We start from the raw sequence: 15,775 nt of genomic DNA, 5'->3' as shown, positions 1-15,775 counted from the left end.
ATCATGTCGCAAGCCACATCCACCACGCTCGCCAACCTCACCGACCAGTTCGTCGCGGCCCGCCTGCCTGATTGGCTCGAACGCGCTTCCCCAGCGCAGATCAACACGCTGCGCGACTGCTATGCAGCCCACCGCGCCAGCCATGGGAAATTGACCAAGGCCCTGCAGGTGCTGCCATCCCCTCAAGCGTTCGCTCAGCAGGCATTCGGTGGCCTGCTGACGGCCGAGGCTGCCGCGCTGGGGCTGGAAAACCTTCAATGGCTGGAGGTGCGGCGTCGGCTCAAAGTACCGCAAGGCATCGGTCTGCCCGAGGAGGAAATCACCTATGTGCGCAGCCCCGCGCTGCTGAGGCTGATGCAGAATTTCCCAGCAGGCGATCCTTTCTACGAAGGCAGCGGTTTGGTGGCCAAGGGTAAGAGCGTCCTGTTGGCAGGTGCTGGCAATGACGTTGCCCGGCGCTGTCGGAAGCTGGATGCCGGGCAGCAATACCAGGCCTTGCTGAGCAAGGTCGCCACGGACGAGGCGCGTAAAGCCTTGGCCGAGCACAAGCGCACGGGCTTCAACCTGGCCTTGGAGCTGGCGGTAATCAAGGGCGCAATCGACGGCGCGGTGCAGGCAGCGCTGCGCAGCATGGCAAGCGGTGCGCGTGCGCAGCTTTCGACCAGCGCCTACCCCGGGCTGCTGAACATACTCGATTGTGTCGCCTTCGACGCGTTGCTTATCCAGCTGCGGGACCCTGAAGGCGAGGATGCCGGGGTGGTGCTCTACATGCCCGCCGACATCGAGCATCCACTGCGTTATTTCACCACCCTGGGCCAACTCGATGAAGCCTTGGTCGTCGAACTGGCGAGCCCGGCAGCGCGCCGGCGCTTCGGCGAGCGGGTGGCGTTGAGCGAGCGTGTGGCGTTCGTGAACAAGCTGGGCAAGCGGCTGACGGATAACAACCCTGACCTTCAACTGGAGGGCCAGACGGTCGAGGGTGATGCATTCTCCGCCCTGGCCGAGGCGCACGTTGCGCGCCTGCGCGCGGATGCCGGCACGCTGCTGGTGACCACCGCAGAAGCCGACAGCAGCGAGGCCAGCAACAGGCTGGCGCGCTGGGAAGGCATTGGCATGGGAGCCCTGGGGATCGCCGGCCTGTTCGTGCCCGGGCTGGGTCAGTTGCTGTTGGCGCAGTTGGCGTATCAGCTGACCCGGCAGACCTGCGAAGGCGTCGTCGATTGGGCGCAGGGTCACCAGCACGAGGCGGCCGAGCATCTGCTGGGTGTGGCGGAAATCGTCGCTGTGACTGCAGCGACGGGGGCTGGGGTAGGGCTGGTAGCGCGCGGTTTCGCCCGCACGGCCTTCGTCGATCAGCTCGAACCTGTGGATGTGGCGGGCGACACGCGCTTGTGGGCGCATGACTTGAGCCACTACGAGGCTGATCCTGACCAGGCGGTATTGCAGGATGATGGCCTGTACACGCAGGGCACAAAGCGTTACCTGCGCATCGAGTCGCGCTTCTATCAAGTGCACAAACCGGATCCGCACGCCCCGTGGCGCCTCAAGCATCCTCTGCGCGCCGATGCCTTCGAGCCTGAACTGGTCAGCAATGGCGAGCGTTGCTGGCGCCTGCGCCTGGAGCGCCCGCTGGAATGGGATGACAGTGGCGCGATGCTGGACCGGCTGTGGCCAAGCGATCCGCCCCTGCAGGCGCCGCAGGTGCAACGGATTCTCCAGGTGTCGGGCGTGGACCGCGACGAACTGCGCGGGCTGTTGGTGGAAAACCGCCCAGTGCCGGCCAACTTGCGCGATACCCTTCGCCGCTTCGAAGGCGACGCGCGGCTCACGCGGTTCTTTGCCGGCTTGCAACAGACCCCTGCGCAGTTCACCGATGCTGCCATTCTCGACGGGTGCAAGCTTCATCCCGACATGCAGGGCCTGACTGATTCCCAGATGGCTACCGCGCTGCTCGAAGACCCGAGCCTGTGGCGGGGCCGCTTGCTCGATCACCTGGCTGCGCCCGTGCAGCTGGATGACGAAGTGCTCACGTTACTCAAACGGGATTTCCCCGGGCTCCCGGATGCCTATGCCCAAGCGACATTGCACGACTTGGCACCGACCGAGCTCGATATCGTCAAGGTTGAACAGCGCCTGCCCCTGGCGCTGGCCACCAAGGCGCGTTCGCTGCTGCAGCTGGCGCGGGTCAACCGTGCGGTGGAAGGGTTGTACCTGCAAGGTGCCTACAACGACGGTACGGGCGAGCTGGTGTTCGCCTTGCTGCGAAAGCTGCCCAAATGGCCTGCCCGGCTCAACCTCGAGCTGCGCAACGGCACGGAGAGCGGCCGGCTGTTGGCGCAACTGGACCCTCAGGGGCCAGCCGCTTCGCGCATCGTGCTGGTCAATCGCGCTGGCGGCTTCAGGTTGTACGACGCGCAGGGGCTGGAGCTCGATATCGAAGTCGAGGAACCGGGGAGCATCTTCGATGCATTGCTGGCGCTGCTCGACGCGACCGAGCGTACGGCGTTGGGCTTGGCGGCGGACGATGCCGCATTGCAGCTGCGCGACCAGCTGGCGGCCGGCCTGCCGGAGCCGCGCCAGAAACTGTTCAATTTACTCGGCTGGCGCAACGAAGCACCGTGGTGCAACCCGGGTTCGCGCCTGCCTGATGGCCGCGTGGGCTATGCGCTGGGTGGGCGGGCCGCAAGCCGGGAATATTCGGTCATAACCCTGCACGACCGTATTCGTGCGTTGTATCCGGCCTTCAACGAGGACCAGGTCGAAAGCTTCTTCCGGCGCCTGATGCAGGCGACGGAATCGCCTTTCGACCGCCTGATCGACCATGAACGCAACTATGCGCTGCTCGATGAGGCACTCAACCGCTGGGGCGCCAACACCACCGACCGCGCGCTGCGCAACCAGCAACAGCATTTCGCCAATCAACTGCGTCGGGCCTGGCGCCTGGAGGGTGAGGTCGAGGTGAGCCATGGCGGCAATCAAGGCACGATGCGCGTCAACCTCAGTGGCTGGCGCATCGTACTGCTACCCTCGCTGCCGGCGGCCGTGGACATGAGCCATGTGGGCGAGCTGGTGCTGGCTGGCATGGGGCTGGAAGAGGTGCCGGCCAACTTCCTGCGCTGCTTCCACCGCGTGCGTACCCTGGTACTGACCAACAACCGCCTGACAGCCTTGCCCTCGGGCCTTGTCCATCTGCGCGAGCTGCGTTCGCTGCGGTTGATGGCCAACCGAATTCGCATGAATGCACAGAGCCAGGCGGTGTTGTCGTCGTTGTCGCATCTGGAAGAGCTGGATATCAGTTTCAACCCGCTACGTTCGCTCAACTTGCGTTTCGAGCAGCTACCCCAGTTGCGCACGCTGCGCCTTGGCCGATGCCTGTTGCGCAGCATTCCCGAGGCTATCGAACACTGCGGCTTCCTGCAGATGGCCGACCTTAGCGACAACCAGATCGAAACCATTCCAGCCTCACTTCTACGCATGCCGTGGGCCTTCCGTACCCGGTTCAACCTGCTGCGCAATCCGATGTCCTTCCCCGAGCGTGAGCGTTTTTACGGCCTCGATGGCCATGGCGAGACAGCCACGCTGGCGCAGGCGAGCGATGATGCGCTGGCGCGGTGGGTGACTGAGCAGCCGGCCGATCGCCGCCAGGCACGCACGGCGCTTTGGCAACGGCTGCAGCAAGAGGAGGGCAGCAGTGGGCTCTACGAGCTGTTGCAGGCGTTGACCCAAGGCAGTGACTACAACAGAGAGCGTGATTACATCAGCGATCAGGTGTGGAACCTGCTCGGCGCCATTGACCAGGATGCAACCCTGCGCCAGCAGATCTTCGACAGCGCCGGCGAGACCTTGGGCTGCGTCGACAGCTCTGCCGAGCGCTTCAGCCGCCTGCAGATCCAGGCGCTGGCTTACGAGGCTGGCCAGCGCAGTACGGCCGCCGAAGCCGGCGCAGAGCTGCTCAATCTAGGGCGGCGCTTGTTCCGCCTGGAGGCACTGGACCGTTTTGCTTACTGGGCAGTTGAACAACGACGCGCGGCGCAGGGAATGGTCGATGACCTGGAGATCGTCCTCGGCTACCGCATCCACCTGGCCGACGCGCTGGACCTGCCTTGCCAGCCGCGCACCATGACCTTCAACACCCTGGCCGACATCACCCCGCAACGCCAGCAGGAGGCCTTGCAAGCGGTGCTCGCCGCGCAGACGCCCGAGGCAGTGGCGCAAAGCGTCTCGCGGCAAAGCTTCTGGACCGACCACCTGCGTGCACAACACCCAGCGCTGTTCGCGGCCGTTGCTGCCGATTTCGATGCCCGTGGCGAAGCGCTCGATGCACTGGCCGAGCGCTTGACCACCGAGGAGTACGTGAGCCGTTGGGATGCGCTGAAGACGGAGCGCGATAGCGTCGAGCATGAACTGTGCCTGTACCTGAGCCGGGAGGCGCTGAAGAAGGCCTAGCGGCCAAACCGCTCATCCAGATTGAACGCTTTGGCCATTGTCCGCGCGCGGCCTTGGCGTGACCATCGTCAGACCTTTGGTGCGATTCCAACAATAAGAAACCAGGAGTCTGACGATGCGCGATTACGCCGAGGCCGCCCGTTCGTTCGCCTATGCCGATGCCGTGGGCACGGCGCTGCAGGGCAACCTCAAGGGCCTCAATGCCTGTGTCGAATGCTGCGATCGCCATGTCGGCGAAGGCCGGGCCGCGCTGGTCTGGGAAGATCGCGACGGCAATGGCAAACGCTACAGTTTCGAGCAGCTGCAAGCCCTGGCCAGCCGTTTTGCCAATGTCCTCAAGGACCAGGGCGTAGGCGCGGGCGACCGCGTTGCCGGCCTGCTGCCACGTACCCCTGAACTGCTGGTGACCATCCTCGCCACCTGGCGCCTGGGCGCGGTGTACCAGCCGCTGTTCACCGCCTTCGGCCCCAAGGCCATCGAGCACCGCGTGGCGCAGTCCGGGGCCAAGGTGGTGGTCACCGACCGCGGCAATCGGCCCAAGCTCGATGAGCTGGCGGCCTGCCCGGTGCGCATCACGGTCAATGCGGCCGAGGGCGAGCTTGACTTCCAGCGCCTGCTCGATGCGGCAGCGCCCGAGTGCGAGGCGGTGCTGCGCAGCGGCGACGACCCGTTCCTGCTGATGTTCACCTCAGGCACCACCGGCCCGGCCAAGCCGCTTGAAGTGCCGCTGCGGGCCATCGTCGCATTCCAGGGCTACATGCGCGATGCCATCGACCTGCGGCCGGCGGACAATTTCTGGAACCTGGCCGACCCGGGCTGGGCCTACGGCCTCTACTACGCGGTCACAGGCCCGCTGTCGCTGGGCCATGCCACCACCTTCTACGATGGCCCGTTCAGCGTCGAGAGCTGCGCGCGGGTGATCGACAAGCTGGGCATCACCAACCTTGCCGGCTCGCCCACCGCGTACCGCCTGCTGATCGCTGCCGGGCGCGAATTCTCGGCGCCGATCCAGGGCCGCCTGCGGGTGGTCAGCAGTGCCGGTGAGCCGCTGAACCCGGAAGTGATCCGCTGGTTCGCCGACGAGCTGGGGGTGACCATCCACGACCACTATGGCCAGACCGAACTGGGCATGGTGCTGTGCAACCACCATGGCCTGCAGCACCCGCTGCACCTTGGCTCGGCGGGCTTCGCCATCCCCGGCCACCGCATCGTCGTGCTCGACGAGCAGGGCGCCGAGCTGCCCGCAGGCCAGCCAGGCATCCTCGCGGTGGACCGCGAACAGTCGCCGCTGTGCTGGTTCGGCGGCTACCAGGGTTTGCCGACCAAGAGCTTCGTCGGCAAGTACTACCTCAGTGGCGACACCGTCGAGCTCAACGCCGATGGCAGCATCAGTTTCGTCGGCCGCAGCGACGACGTGATCACCACCTCCGGCTACCGGGTTGGCCCGTTCGATGTGGAAAGCGCGCTGATCGAGCACCCGGCGGTGATCGAAGCGGCAGTGATCGGCAAGCCGGACCCGGAGCGCACCGAGCTGATCAAGGCCTTCGTCGTGCTCGCGGCCGGTGTCAGCGGCAGCGAGGCGCTGCAGGAAGCGCTGCGCCAGCATGTGCGCCAGCGCCTCTATGCCCATGCCTACCCAAGGGAAATCGAATTCGTCAGCGAGCTGCCCAAGACCCCCAGCGGCAAGCTGCAACGCTTCATCCTGCGCAATCAGGAAATCGCCCTACAACAAGCCGTGCTGGCCAACCGCGCCAGCGCCTGAAGGATACCTACCATGCACATAGCCAACAGCAATTTCATCGTCAGCGGCGCGGCCTCGGGCCTGGGCGCCGCCACTGCGCAGATGCTGGTCGAGGCCGGCGCCAAGGTCATGCTGGTCGACCTCAACGCCCAGGCGGTAGAGGCCAAGGCCCGCGAGCTTGGCGACAATGCACGCTTCGCCGTGGCCGACATCAGTGACGAACAGGCGGCCAAGGCGGCCGTGGACGCGGCCGTGGCCGCTTTCGGCAGCCTCCACGGGCTGGTCAACTGCGCCGGCATCGTCGGCGCCGAGAAGGTGCTGGGCAAGCAAGGCCCGCATGGGCTGGCCAGCTTCGCCAAGGTCATCAACGTCAACCTGATCGGCAGCTTCAACCTGCTGCGCCTGGCCGCCGCGGCCATGGCCGAAGGCGCCGCCAACGCCGAGGGCGAGCGCGGCGTGATCATCAACACCGCGTCGATCGCGGCCTACGACGGCCAGATCGGCCAGGCTGCCTACGCGGCCTCCAAAGGCGCCATCGCCAGCCTGACCTTGCCGACCGCCCGCGAGCTGGCGCGCTTCGGCATCCGAGTGATGACCATCGCCCCCGGCATCTTCGAAACCCCGATGATGGCCGGCATGACCCAGGAAGTGCGCGATTCGCTGGCCGCCGGCGTGCCGTTCCCGCCGCGCCTGGGGCGCCCGGGCGAATACGCGGCGCTGGCCCGCCACATCATCGAGAACAGCATGCTCAACGGCGAGGTGATCCGCCTCGACGGCGCACTGCGCATGGCAGCCAAGTAAGGAGAAACGAACATGACACTTGCCAACGACCCGATCGTCATCGTCAGCGCCGTGCGCACGCCCATGGGCGGGCTGCAGGGCGACCTCAAGAGCCTGACCGCGCCACAGCTGGGGGCGGCCGCCATTCGCGCCGCCGTCGAGCGCGCCGGCATCGATGCTGCCAGCGTCGAGCAGGTGCTGTTCGGCTGCGTGCTGCCGGCAGGCCTCGGCCAGGCCCCGGCACGCCAGGCCGCGCTGGGCGCAGGGCTGGGCAAGCACACCACCTGCACCACGCTGAACAAGATGTGCGGCTCGGGCATGCAGGCGGCGATCATGGCCCATGACCAACTGCTGGCCGGCAGCGCCGATGTGATCGTCGCCGGCGGCATGGAAAGCATGACCAACGCCCCCTACCTGCTGGACAAGGCCCGTGGCGGTTACCGCATGGGCCACGGCAAGATCCTCGACCACATGTTCCTCGATGGCCTGGAAGACGCCTACGACAAAGGCCGCCTGATGGGCACCTTCGCCGAAGACTGCGCCCAGGCCGGCAACTTCAGCCGCGAAGCCCAGGACCAGTTCGCCATCGCTTCGCTGACCCGCGCCCAGGCGGCGATCAGCGACGGCCGTTTCCGCGCCGAGATCGTCCCGGTGGAAGTCACCGAGGGCAAGCAAAAGCGCTTGGTCGAGGACGACGAGCAGCCGCCGAAAGCGCGCCTGGACAAGATCCCGCAGCTCAAGCCGGCCTTCCGTGAAGGCGGCAGCGTGACCGCGGCCAACTCCAGCTCGATCTCCGATGGCGCGGCGGCGCTGGTGCTGATGCGCCGCTCCGAAGCCGACAAGCGAGGCCTCAAGCCGCTGGCCGTGATCCATGGCCATGCCGCGTTCGCCGATGCCCCGGCACTGTTCCCCACCGCACCGATCGGCGCCATCGACAAACTGATGAAGCGCACTGGCTGGAACCTGGCTGAGGTCGACCTGTTCGAAATCAACGAAGCTTTCGCCGTGGTCACCCTGGCCGCCATGAAGCAGCTCGACCTGCCCCATGACAAGGTCAATATCCACGGCGGCGCCTGTGCCCTGGGCCACCCGATCGGCGCCTCGGGCGCGCGGATCTTGGTGACCCTGCTGTCGGCCCTGCGCCAGAACAACCTGCGCCGCGGCGTGGCAGCCATCTGCATCGGCGGTGGCGAGGCCACGGCCATGGCCGTCGAATGCCTGTACTGAGGTGCAACCATGCTGGTAACTGACGAGCAACAACAAATCGCCGACGCCGTGCGTGACTTTGCCCAGGAGCGGCTCAAGCCATTCGCCGAGCAATGGGACAAGGCCCACCGCTTCCCCAAGGAGGCCATCGAGGAGATGGCCGGCCTGGGCCTGTTCGGCATGCTGGTGCCGGAGCAGTACGGCGGCAGCGACACCGGCTACGTGGCCTACGCCATGGCCCTGGAGGAGATCGCCGCGGGCGATGGCGCCTGCTCGACCATCATGAGCGTGCACAACTCGGTGGGCTGCGTGCCGATTCTCAAGTTCGGCAGCGAGCAGCAGAAGCAGCAGTTTCTCGCGCCACTGGCCAGCGGCGCGATGCTCGGCGCCTTCGCCCTGACCGAGCCCCAGGCCGGCTCCGATGCCAGCAGCCTGAAAACCCGGGCTCGCCTGGAGGGCGACCACTACGTACTCAATGGCAGCAAGCAGTTCATCACCTCCGGGCAGAACGCCGGGGTGGTGATCGTCTTCGCCGTGACCGACCCGGACGCCGGCAAGCGCGGCATCAGCGCTTTCATCGTGCCGACCGACAGCCCGGGCTACCAGGTGGCGCGGGTCGAGGACAAGCTCGGCCAGCACGCCTCCGACACCTGCCAGATCGTCTTCGACAATGTGCAGGTGCCCGTGGCCAACCGCCTGGGCGAAGAGGGGCAGGGCTACAAGATCGCCCTGGCCAACCTGGAAGGTGGGCGCATCGGCATCGCCTCGCAGGCGGTGGGCATGGCCCGCGCCGCCTTCGAGGTGGCGCGTGACTACGCCCACGAGCGCCAGAGTTTCGGCAAGCCCTTGATCGAACACCAGGCCGTGGCCTTCCGCCTGGCCGACATGGCGACCAGGATTGCCGTGGCCCGGCAGATGGTGCTGCACGCCGCCGCGCTGCGCGACGCCGGGCGCCCGGCGTTGGTCGAGGCCTCGATGGCCAAGCTTTTCGCCTCGGAAATGGCCGAAAAGGTCTGTTCGGATGCCTTGCAGACGCTCGGCGGATATGGCTATCTGAGCGACTTCCCGCTGGAGCGGATCTACCGCGACGTGCGTGTCTGCCAGATTTACGAAGGCACCAGCGACATTCAGCGCATGGTCATTGCGCGCAATCTTTGAAGGAGCAGTCTGCATGGCATTCGAAACCATCCTGTTGGACATCCACGGCAAGGTCGGCCTGATCACCCTCAACCGCCCGCAGGCGCTCAATGCGCTGAACGCGCAGATCGTCGGCGAGATCAACCAGGCCCTGGACCAGCTGGAAAAGGACCCGAACATCGGCTGCGTGGTGCTGACCGGCTCCGCCAAGGCATTTGCCGCCGGCGCCGACATCAAGGAAATGGCCGAGCTGCAATACCCGCAGATCTACGTCGATGACCTGTTCAGCGATGCCGACCGGGTCGCCAACCGGCGCAAGCCGATCATCGCCGCGGTGTCTGGCTTTGCCCTGGGCGGTGGCTGCGAGCTGGCGATGATGTGCGACTTCATCCTCGCCGCCGACAACGCCAAGTTCGGCCAGCCGGAGATCAACCTGGGCGTGCTGCCGGGCATGGGCGGCACCCAGCGGCTGACCCGCGCGGTCGGCAAGGCCAAGGCCATGGAGCTGTGCCTGACCGGCCGCCTGATGGGCGCCGAGGAGGCCGAGCGTGCCGGCCTGGTGGCGCGCGTGGTGCCGCAGGCCGAGCTGCTCGAGGAAGCCTTGAAAGTGGCCGCGACCATTGCCAGCAAGTCGATCCCGATCAGCATGATGGTCAAGGAAAGCGTCAACCGCGCGTTCGAAGTCACCCTCAGCGAAGGGGTACGCTTCGAACGCCGGGTGTTCCATGCCGCGTTCTCCACCGAAGACCAGAAGGAAGGCATGGCCGCCTTCATCGGCAAGCGCGAGGCGCAGTTCAAGGACCGCTGAGGCTCAGCTGTCGAAGAAGTACTGCGTTGCCGCAGCCAGGTCGATCGGGCTGCGGTAGACCTCGATCTCGCGGCCATTGGCGTCCTTGCTCGAACGCCCACCGGCATAGCGCTGCTCGGCGGTTTTGAGGTGGCCGGCGGTATAGGCGGCCTGCTCGACCTCCCGGCTGGCGTAGTGAAAGTGGGCGTACCAGCGAGGGGTGCCCTGGTGGCTGATGGCGAATTCCTCCATAAAGTCGTCGCTGCGCCCGGCCACTTTTGCCAGCTGCCGCCTTGGGCCGGTGCGCTGGATCTCGACCTGCTGCTTGCCGAGCAGGAAACGCAACTCGGCCATCTTCGGTTTCTGCAGCAGCGCCACCCGTGTGCGCTGCTCGATGGCCTGCTTGGCCAGTGTCGCCGACAGGTCTTCGATGGCTTTGATGCTCAGGGCTGCATCGGCTTCGCCACTGCCTTCGTCGGTCTGATTGTCACGGGTCAGGCGCGCTTCGATGGCCGAACGATGGCGGTCCAGGCCTGCCTGGTGGTGCAGCAGAATGTCCTGGATATCGGCTGGCAAGTAGGCGTTGGCCTTCTTGCTTTGCATCAGCGCCAGATCCTGACGCGCGCTGGCCAGGCGCCGGGCACTTTCCCTTAGCAGCCCCTTGAGCTTGCCGGCTGGCAGGGCCGTGGGCAGGGTGCCTGCAGCCGGAGTGGCTACTGGCACCCACTGCTCGTGGTCGCGTTTGTAGCTGCAGGAGACCGAGTCCTGCTCGGCACCCGGGACGTCGACGATATCGGCATCGTCAGCACGCGGTTGCCCCAGCAGTAAGCCGTCGTCGCGGGTTTCGATCAGCCCGGGCAGTTGCCTGCTCAATTGCGAAACCGTGCTGCGTGCAGGCAGGTCGGGGTATTCGGCCAGTTCACTGGCAACGGCCTTGCGCAGGTCGTTGATGTCGTTGAGCAGCGGCTTGAGCGGCGCCGGCTCCGCCCCTGCTTCGAGCGCATCCTGCAAGGCTTGCAGGCGCGCCCGGGCGGTGGCCAGGTGTTGCGCGATGTTGGCCAGCAAGCGACGCCTGACCTCTTCGCTGTCGCTTGAGCGCTTGCTCAGTTGCTGTTGCTGGCCGATGGCAAGTTCGATGCTGTCCCAGGCGCGGTCGATCCAGAATTCGACGTTTTCGCTGGCCTCCAGGGAAATACGGTTGACGCAGGTTTCGATGCGTATGTAGCGCCAGAACAGGGGCGTCCAGTGGCTTTTCTGCTGCTCAACCCGCTGCAGCATGCTGCTGACATTGGGCAGGGACGGGCTGGCCAGCTTGCGCAACTGCTCATGCCCCTCGTTCAGGGCAATGGCGTTGTCGAACAGCTCGTCCACCACCGAGGTGAGAACGCCTAGGCGCTTTCGCAAAATGGCTTCGTCTTCAGGGGTGGCGTCGGCCTGGCGCTTGGCCATGTCGAGCAAGTGCGCACGCTCGGGCTTATATAGGCGCAGCAACAGGTCACGCACGTTCAATTGACAATCGAGGCGGTGGAACAGCGTGCCGGCGCGCAGGTTCTTGTAGTCGGGAAGGGGGGCTTGTGCATTCGCCTCATGCAGTCGCTCGACATGCTCGGCCACGAACGTCTCGAACGTCCGCAGCTTTTCCAGGCAACTGCGCAACACCCGCGCATCGTCCGAGCGCTGCCCCAGGGCGTGGACTTTGCGCACGGTGGGCAGTTGTTCGGTGATGCTTTTTGAGTCGTCCGCCACACGCTTGAGCAATTGTTCGGAGGTTTTCCGGCGTTCTTCCTGCAGTTTGGCGACTCGTTTCGACAGCGGCATGCCGCCGCGCAGGCGCAGCCTCAGGTCCAGTTGCCAGCGGTTTACCTCGTCGCGCCTGAGCCAGGGGCCGAGCGCCTGGTCGTCGCCCACGATGCGCAGCCGCTCGCTTTGTGGGTCGAGCTTGACCTTGAAGGTCTGGCCCTGCAGGCGAACCCATAGCTGGTCCTGATGCAGGAAAAGGCCGCGCATTGGCCCGGATGGGATTGGCGTGCCCAGCAGCGTGGGCGAAATGGCCACCTGCATGTGGGCGAGGGCCTTGGCCTGGTGGCTGTCGAGTTTGAGCGTGGGGTGCGTCCAGGCGAATTCGACCTGAGCCTCGCTCATGCCGGTGACCACCACGGGGGCTGGCAGCGCGGGTGCTGTCGGGGTGTGGGCCAGGGCAATATCCAGTGGATTCTGTTCGTCGAGGCGGGCCATTGCGTGGCTGAAGATCAGCAGGGCGACATTCACCAGCAGCTCGATCCACGCTGCGCTGCGATCGCCCGGCGGGTCGCTGTCATCGACCAGCTGCGCAAGGGCTGTTTCCATCTGCACCAGCCAGGCGGCTTCGGCGATCGGCCCTTCGACGAACGGCAGCACGCTGTTGAGCAACAGCCACCCCAGCGTCTCCCAACGTTGCCAGCGGGTTTCGTCGCTGCTGGCCGACTGGGCCTTGAAGTTGCGCAAGGTTTCCTCGACGCAGGCCTGGTAGATGGCAGGGGCGGCTTCGGCAACCGGTGTTTCGCGCGCCAGCGTCACCGGCGCCGGGGTGAACAACGGCACCGCCCAGTCGTCATCCAGCGGGTGGAACAGGTGCGGCTGCAGAAAGCCGCCATGGGCATAGATGCGCCGGTCCTCTTCAGGCAGGCGGTGCAGGATGTCGTCCTGCAGGTCGCCAGGCTCGCTGATGGCCACCAGTAACGCCAGGCGATCACTGAATTCCACGAGCGGTTCGCGGTGCAGCGGGCGGTATAACAGGCAGCACGCCGTGGCCGAGTCATCGTTTTCGATCAGCCAGGCATTGTGCGGATGGTCGGGCTGCGCATCGAGGCTGCGCAGCAGGCCGAGCGGGCGCAGTACCCAGTGGCTCTGGTCGTCGACCATGGGGGAGAACACGTGCTGCACGGCGGTCAGCGCTTGCAGGGTTGGCTTGTTGTGCTGCAGGTGATGGGTCATCACCTGTGCAGGCAGTTGCGTGCGCAGTTGTGCTGCGAGCCGCTGCTCGCGGGCGCTGCGTTGTTGCGGGTTATCGAGCAGCAGTGCTTGCAGCCGTTTGGGGTAGGTGGCGCCGATGTCGGCTTCGGTGATGAGCCTTTGCAGCGCCGCAGTGTCGAGCCAGCCTGGAATGGCTTGGCCATCGGTGGTCTCCAGGGTCACCCGGCCGGGTTTGAGCAGGCCCAGGTTGGCGATCGCCAGCTGCGCCAGGCTGAAGGTGACCGCTACGCTGGCGCCATCGCTGATGATCTGGCCGCCAACCGAGATGGCGGTGGCGGTGGTCTGGTGGTTGATCACCTGAACAGTGGCCGGATCCACTGGCGTGTCGGGGTGGTCGCGGCGGATCAGGCTGGTTAGGCGCTCGCAGGCGAAGGCCTGTGCGCTGGGTACGCCGTCCAGCCAACTCTTGCCTTCGGCTTCGGCACTGCTGCGTGCGACGTCGGTCAGCATGGTGCTGTACACGATCAGCGACCGAGGGTCGCCCTGGCGCACCCAGCCTGGCAACTGATCGAACAGTGCCGCGTGGGCGGCCTGGTCATTCACGCTGCACAGCTGTGTCAGGGAGGTCAGGCGGTCCAGCGCATCGGCGAGGCGTTCTGCGCTGTTCTGGTCATGAAATGCCGTAGCGGCCACTTCTATGCTTTCGAGCAACTCCTGCAGCAGGTTGAGCGCCAGGGCCTGGAACAGTGGGCGGTCTGGCGTGTTGATCTTCACCTGGGGCGGCGCACTGGCGAGGATGGCTGGCCAGTACTGGCGGATGGCCTCCAGCAGCCGTTCGCGGGAGGGGTAGGACAGCAAGCGGCCGGCCGGGGTGAACAGCAAGGTGAAGGGTGGGCGGCCGGACGCTTCGGCCCGTTCGATCAGCAGGGCGCTGGCAAGGCTTGGGTCCAGTTGCCAGTCGGCGGAAAAATTCGAGGCCAGCGTCTGCAGGGTTATGCCTTGGGCTGCACTGAGTTCGAGCAGGTCTTCAAGTTCCGCTGGCCCCTTGGAGAGTGCCTGCAGCGTGGCGTGGGCGGCTGGCACCCGATCGAGGGCGATGACTTGATCCGTGGCGCTGCGCAGCAACCCCTGCAGGTAGTGAGCGAACCACAGCCAGGGCGTTTCGCCGCTGCTGTCGGCCTCGCCCCAGTAATCGACGATGGCTTCGCAATACTTGTCGAGCAGCAGCGGGCCGCTGTCGTTGAGCAGTGCTTCGAGCTGGGGGAGGTCTATGGGTACAGGGAGGTCCGGGTCGATGGTCTGCGCCTTGCACACCACATCCTCGCCCGGGGTCAGGTTGAGCGTGGCGCGCATGCAAAACCGCTCCACCAGCACTTCGTACAGCGGGCGCACGTAGGCCACGCCCGGCACCGGGCCGAAACTGGCCAGTTGCAGGCTGGCCGGGTCTTGCGAGTTGCCCAGCTGATAGGCCGGCCACACCTCCAGCAGCAGCTGGTTGGCAACGTCGAACAAGGCCGGGCGGCGGAGGAATTTTCTGGCGACTGCGCAAGGCAGCCTGGGGCTGCGTGATGGATTTTGGGATGTCGGCATGATGGCACTCTCGGCTGGTGGCAAGGCCGCCATTGGGCCGTTCATGCAGCAGGGGCGGGGGCTACCGGGGTACTGCCCGGTATTCGTGCCGGCCCGGGCCATTGCTCCGATCAGGCGGGAAATGACGGGTGGCAGGGGGAAACCCGGTCATTTCGGTCATTTCCTTCTTTATTGGTGTTGCCCCTGGCGACGTGGCGCCTTAGACTGCCGCCCCCTGTAAAAGAGTGCCGGTTGGCGCTTGAAGAATTCCGTTGCCCAGGCCGAAGCCTGGGCGGCACCCGAATCGCCCAAATGCACATTTTTTCATAGAGAAATCGATGACCAAGGAACAGTTGCTGGCCATGTCGGCCGATGACTACATGAACGCTGATCAGCTGGCATTTTTCACTGCCTTGCTGCAGGCGATGAAAGTCGAAACCCATGAACGCATCGAGCTGAGCCGCGCCACCATCGAAGGCCTGGACACCCCGTCGGACCCTGCCGACGTGGCTTCGGTCGAAGAAGAGCGCAGCTGGCTGGTCAACGCCATTGATCGCGACCAGCGTCTGCTGCCGCAGCTCGAGATGGCCCTGGACCGTATCAGCGACGAGAGCTTTGGCTGGTGCGACGACAGCGGTGAGCCGATCGGCCTGAAGCGCCTGCTGATCAGCCCGACCACCAAGTACTGCATCGAAGCGCAGGAACGTCACGAGCAGCTCGACCGCCACCAGCGCCAGGTCTGACCGCGCGCGGTGTGCCAAGCCCCACGGAGCAGTCCGTGGGGCTTTTTGCGTTTCTTGTGCCTGGGGTTTATTGCTTGGCGTGTAACGCTGCTGTACCGCAATGCGCTGTTTATCCCCGCCTGGCGGGCGTATCATGACGACATCGTTAGGGTGCTAATTATATTCCGGAGGGAATGATGAATAGCCGAGTCGATGTGGCCGTGATGATCGGTACGGGTGTACCGGCAACGCTGCAGGCGTTGGGCAAGCGCATTTGCTGGGTGGTGCTGGTCAATGGCGAGCGCCGTGGTACGGCATTTGCCACTCGCGAAGAGGCGCTTGAGTGTCAGGCAGCCTGGTTGCAGCAATTGCACAAGGGCCACGCTGCTTGAGCCTCGATGAATAAATGCCTTTTAGCGCTCGACGGATTTCGGT

General features: G+C 65.4%; 9 protein-coding genes. 8 read left to right on the top strand and 1 reads right to left on the bottom strand.

Annotation, left to right across the window (positions count from 1 at the left end):
* The first annotated feature begins 3 nt into the window (after nt 1–3).
* The 6 genes from L6D75_RS24015 to L6D75_RS23990 all read left to right on the top strand — a co-directional run bounded on the left by L6D75_RS24015 (nt 4) and on the right by L6D75_RS23990 (nt 10,118).
* A complete protein-coding gene (locus L6D75_RS24015; protein WP_176516298.1) occupies nt 4–4,446 on the top strand; it encodes an NEL-type E3 ubiquitin ligase domain-containing protein in 4,443 nt (1,480 codons plus the stop codon).
* Between the two features lie 115 nt (nt 4,447–4,561).
* Nucleotides 4,562–6,208 carry an AMP-binding protein gene (locus L6D75_RS24010; protein WP_176516296.1) on the top strand — a complete coding sequence of 549 codons (1,647 nt, stop codon included), beginning with the start codon at nt 4,562–4,564 and terminating at the stop codon, nt 6,206–6,208.
* 12 nt (nt 6,209–6,220) lie between these two features.
* Nucleotides 6,221–6,988, top strand: a complete 768-nt coding sequence (locus L6D75_RS24005; RefSeq protein ID WP_176516294.1) for an SDR family NAD(P)-dependent oxidoreductase — start codon at nt 6,221–6,223, stop codon at nt 6,986–6,988.
* Between the two features lie 12 nt (nt 6,989–7,000).
* Nucleotides 7,001–8,194 carry an acetyl-CoA C-acyltransferase gene (locus L6D75_RS24000; protein WP_176516292.1) on the top strand — a complete coding sequence of 398 codons (1,194 nt, stop codon included), beginning with the start codon at nt 7,001–7,003 and terminating at the stop codon, nt 8,192–8,194.
* Between the two features lie 9 nt (nt 8,195–8,203).
* Entirely contained in the window at nt 8,204–9,331 is a 1,128-nt protein-coding gene (locus L6D75_RS23995) for an acyl-CoA dehydrogenase (RefSeq protein WP_176516290.1), read from the top strand.
* A gap of 13 nt (nt 9,332–9,344) precedes the next feature.
* A complete protein-coding gene (locus L6D75_RS23990) occupies nt 9,345–10,118 on the top strand; it encodes an enoyl-CoA hydratase (protein WP_176516288.1) in 774 nt (257 codons plus the stop codon).
* A gap of 3 nt (nt 10,119–10,121) precedes the next feature.
* Here the strand turns inward: L6D75_RS23990 and L6D75_RS23985 are convergent, their stop codons facing one another.
* Nucleotides 10,122–14,639 (bottom strand): DUF6543 domain-containing protein, encoded by a 4,518-nt coding sequence (locus L6D75_RS23985; protein WP_236193863.1) that lies wholly within the window; start codon nt 14,637–14,639, stop codon nt 10,122–10,124.
* Between the two features lie 317 nt (nt 14,640–14,956).
* Between L6D75_RS23985 and L6D75_RS23980 the strand changes: the two genes are divergently transcribed.
* Together L6D75_RS23980 and L6D75_RS23975 are read left to right on the top strand one after the other, a co-directional pair.
* Entirely contained in the window at nt 14,957–15,361 is a 405-nt protein-coding gene (locus tag L6D75_RS23980; protein ID WP_176516284.1) for a TraR/DksA family transcriptional regulator, read from the top strand.
* A gap of 176 nt (nt 15,362–15,537) precedes the next feature.
* Entirely contained in the window at nt 15,538–15,732 is a 195-nt protein-coding gene (locus L6D75_RS23975; RefSeq protein ID WP_176516282.1) for a hypothetical protein, read from the top strand.
* The last annotated feature ends 43 nt before the right edge of the window (nt 15,733–15,775 follow it).

Source organism: Pseudomonas faucium (assembly GCF_021602585.1).
Classification (GTDB): domain Bacteria; phylum Pseudomonadota; class Gammaproteobacteria; order Pseudomonadales; family Pseudomonadaceae; genus Aquipseudomonas; species Aquipseudomonas faucium.
This window is presented reverse-complemented; position numbering and strand designations above follow the sequence as displayed.

What these genes read in the sequence shown, in the direction of transcription:
- L6D75_RS24015 (WP_176516298.1), top strand. Translation starts at nt 4, where the DNA reads ATGTCGCAAGCCACATCCACCACGCTCGCCAACCTCACCGACCAGTTC.
- L6D75_RS24010 (WP_176516296.1), top strand. Translation starts at nt 4,562, where the DNA reads ATGCGCGATTACGCCGAGGCCGCCCGTTCGTTCGCCTATGCCGATGCC.
- L6D75_RS24005 (WP_176516294.1), top strand. Translation starts at nt 6,221, where the DNA reads ATGCACATAGCCAACAGCAATTTCATCGTCAGCGGCGCGGCCTCGGGC.
- L6D75_RS24000 (WP_176516292.1), top strand. Translation starts at nt 7,001, where the DNA reads ATGACACTTGCCAACGACCCGATCGTCATCGTCAGCGCCGTGCGCACG.
- L6D75_RS23995 (WP_176516290.1), top strand. Translation starts at nt 8,204, where the DNA reads ATGCTGGTAACTGACGAGCAACAACAAATCGCCGACGCCGTGCGTGAC.
- L6D75_RS23990 (WP_176516288.1), top strand. Translation starts at nt 9,345, where the DNA reads ATGGCATTCGAAACCATCCTGTTGGACATCCACGGCAAGGTCGGCCTG.
- L6D75_RS23985 (WP_236193863.1), bottom strand. Translation starts at nt 14,639, where the DNA reads ATGCCGACATCCCAAAATCCATCACGCAGCCCCAGGCTGCCTTGCGCA.
- L6D75_RS23980 (WP_176516284.1), top strand. Translation starts at nt 14,957, where the DNA reads ATGACCAAGGAACAGTTGCTGGCCATGTCGGCCGATGACTACATGAAC.
- L6D75_RS23975 (WP_176516282.1), top strand. Translation starts at nt 15,538, where the DNA reads ATGAATAGCCGAGTCGATGTGGCCGTGATGATCGGTACGGGTGTACCG.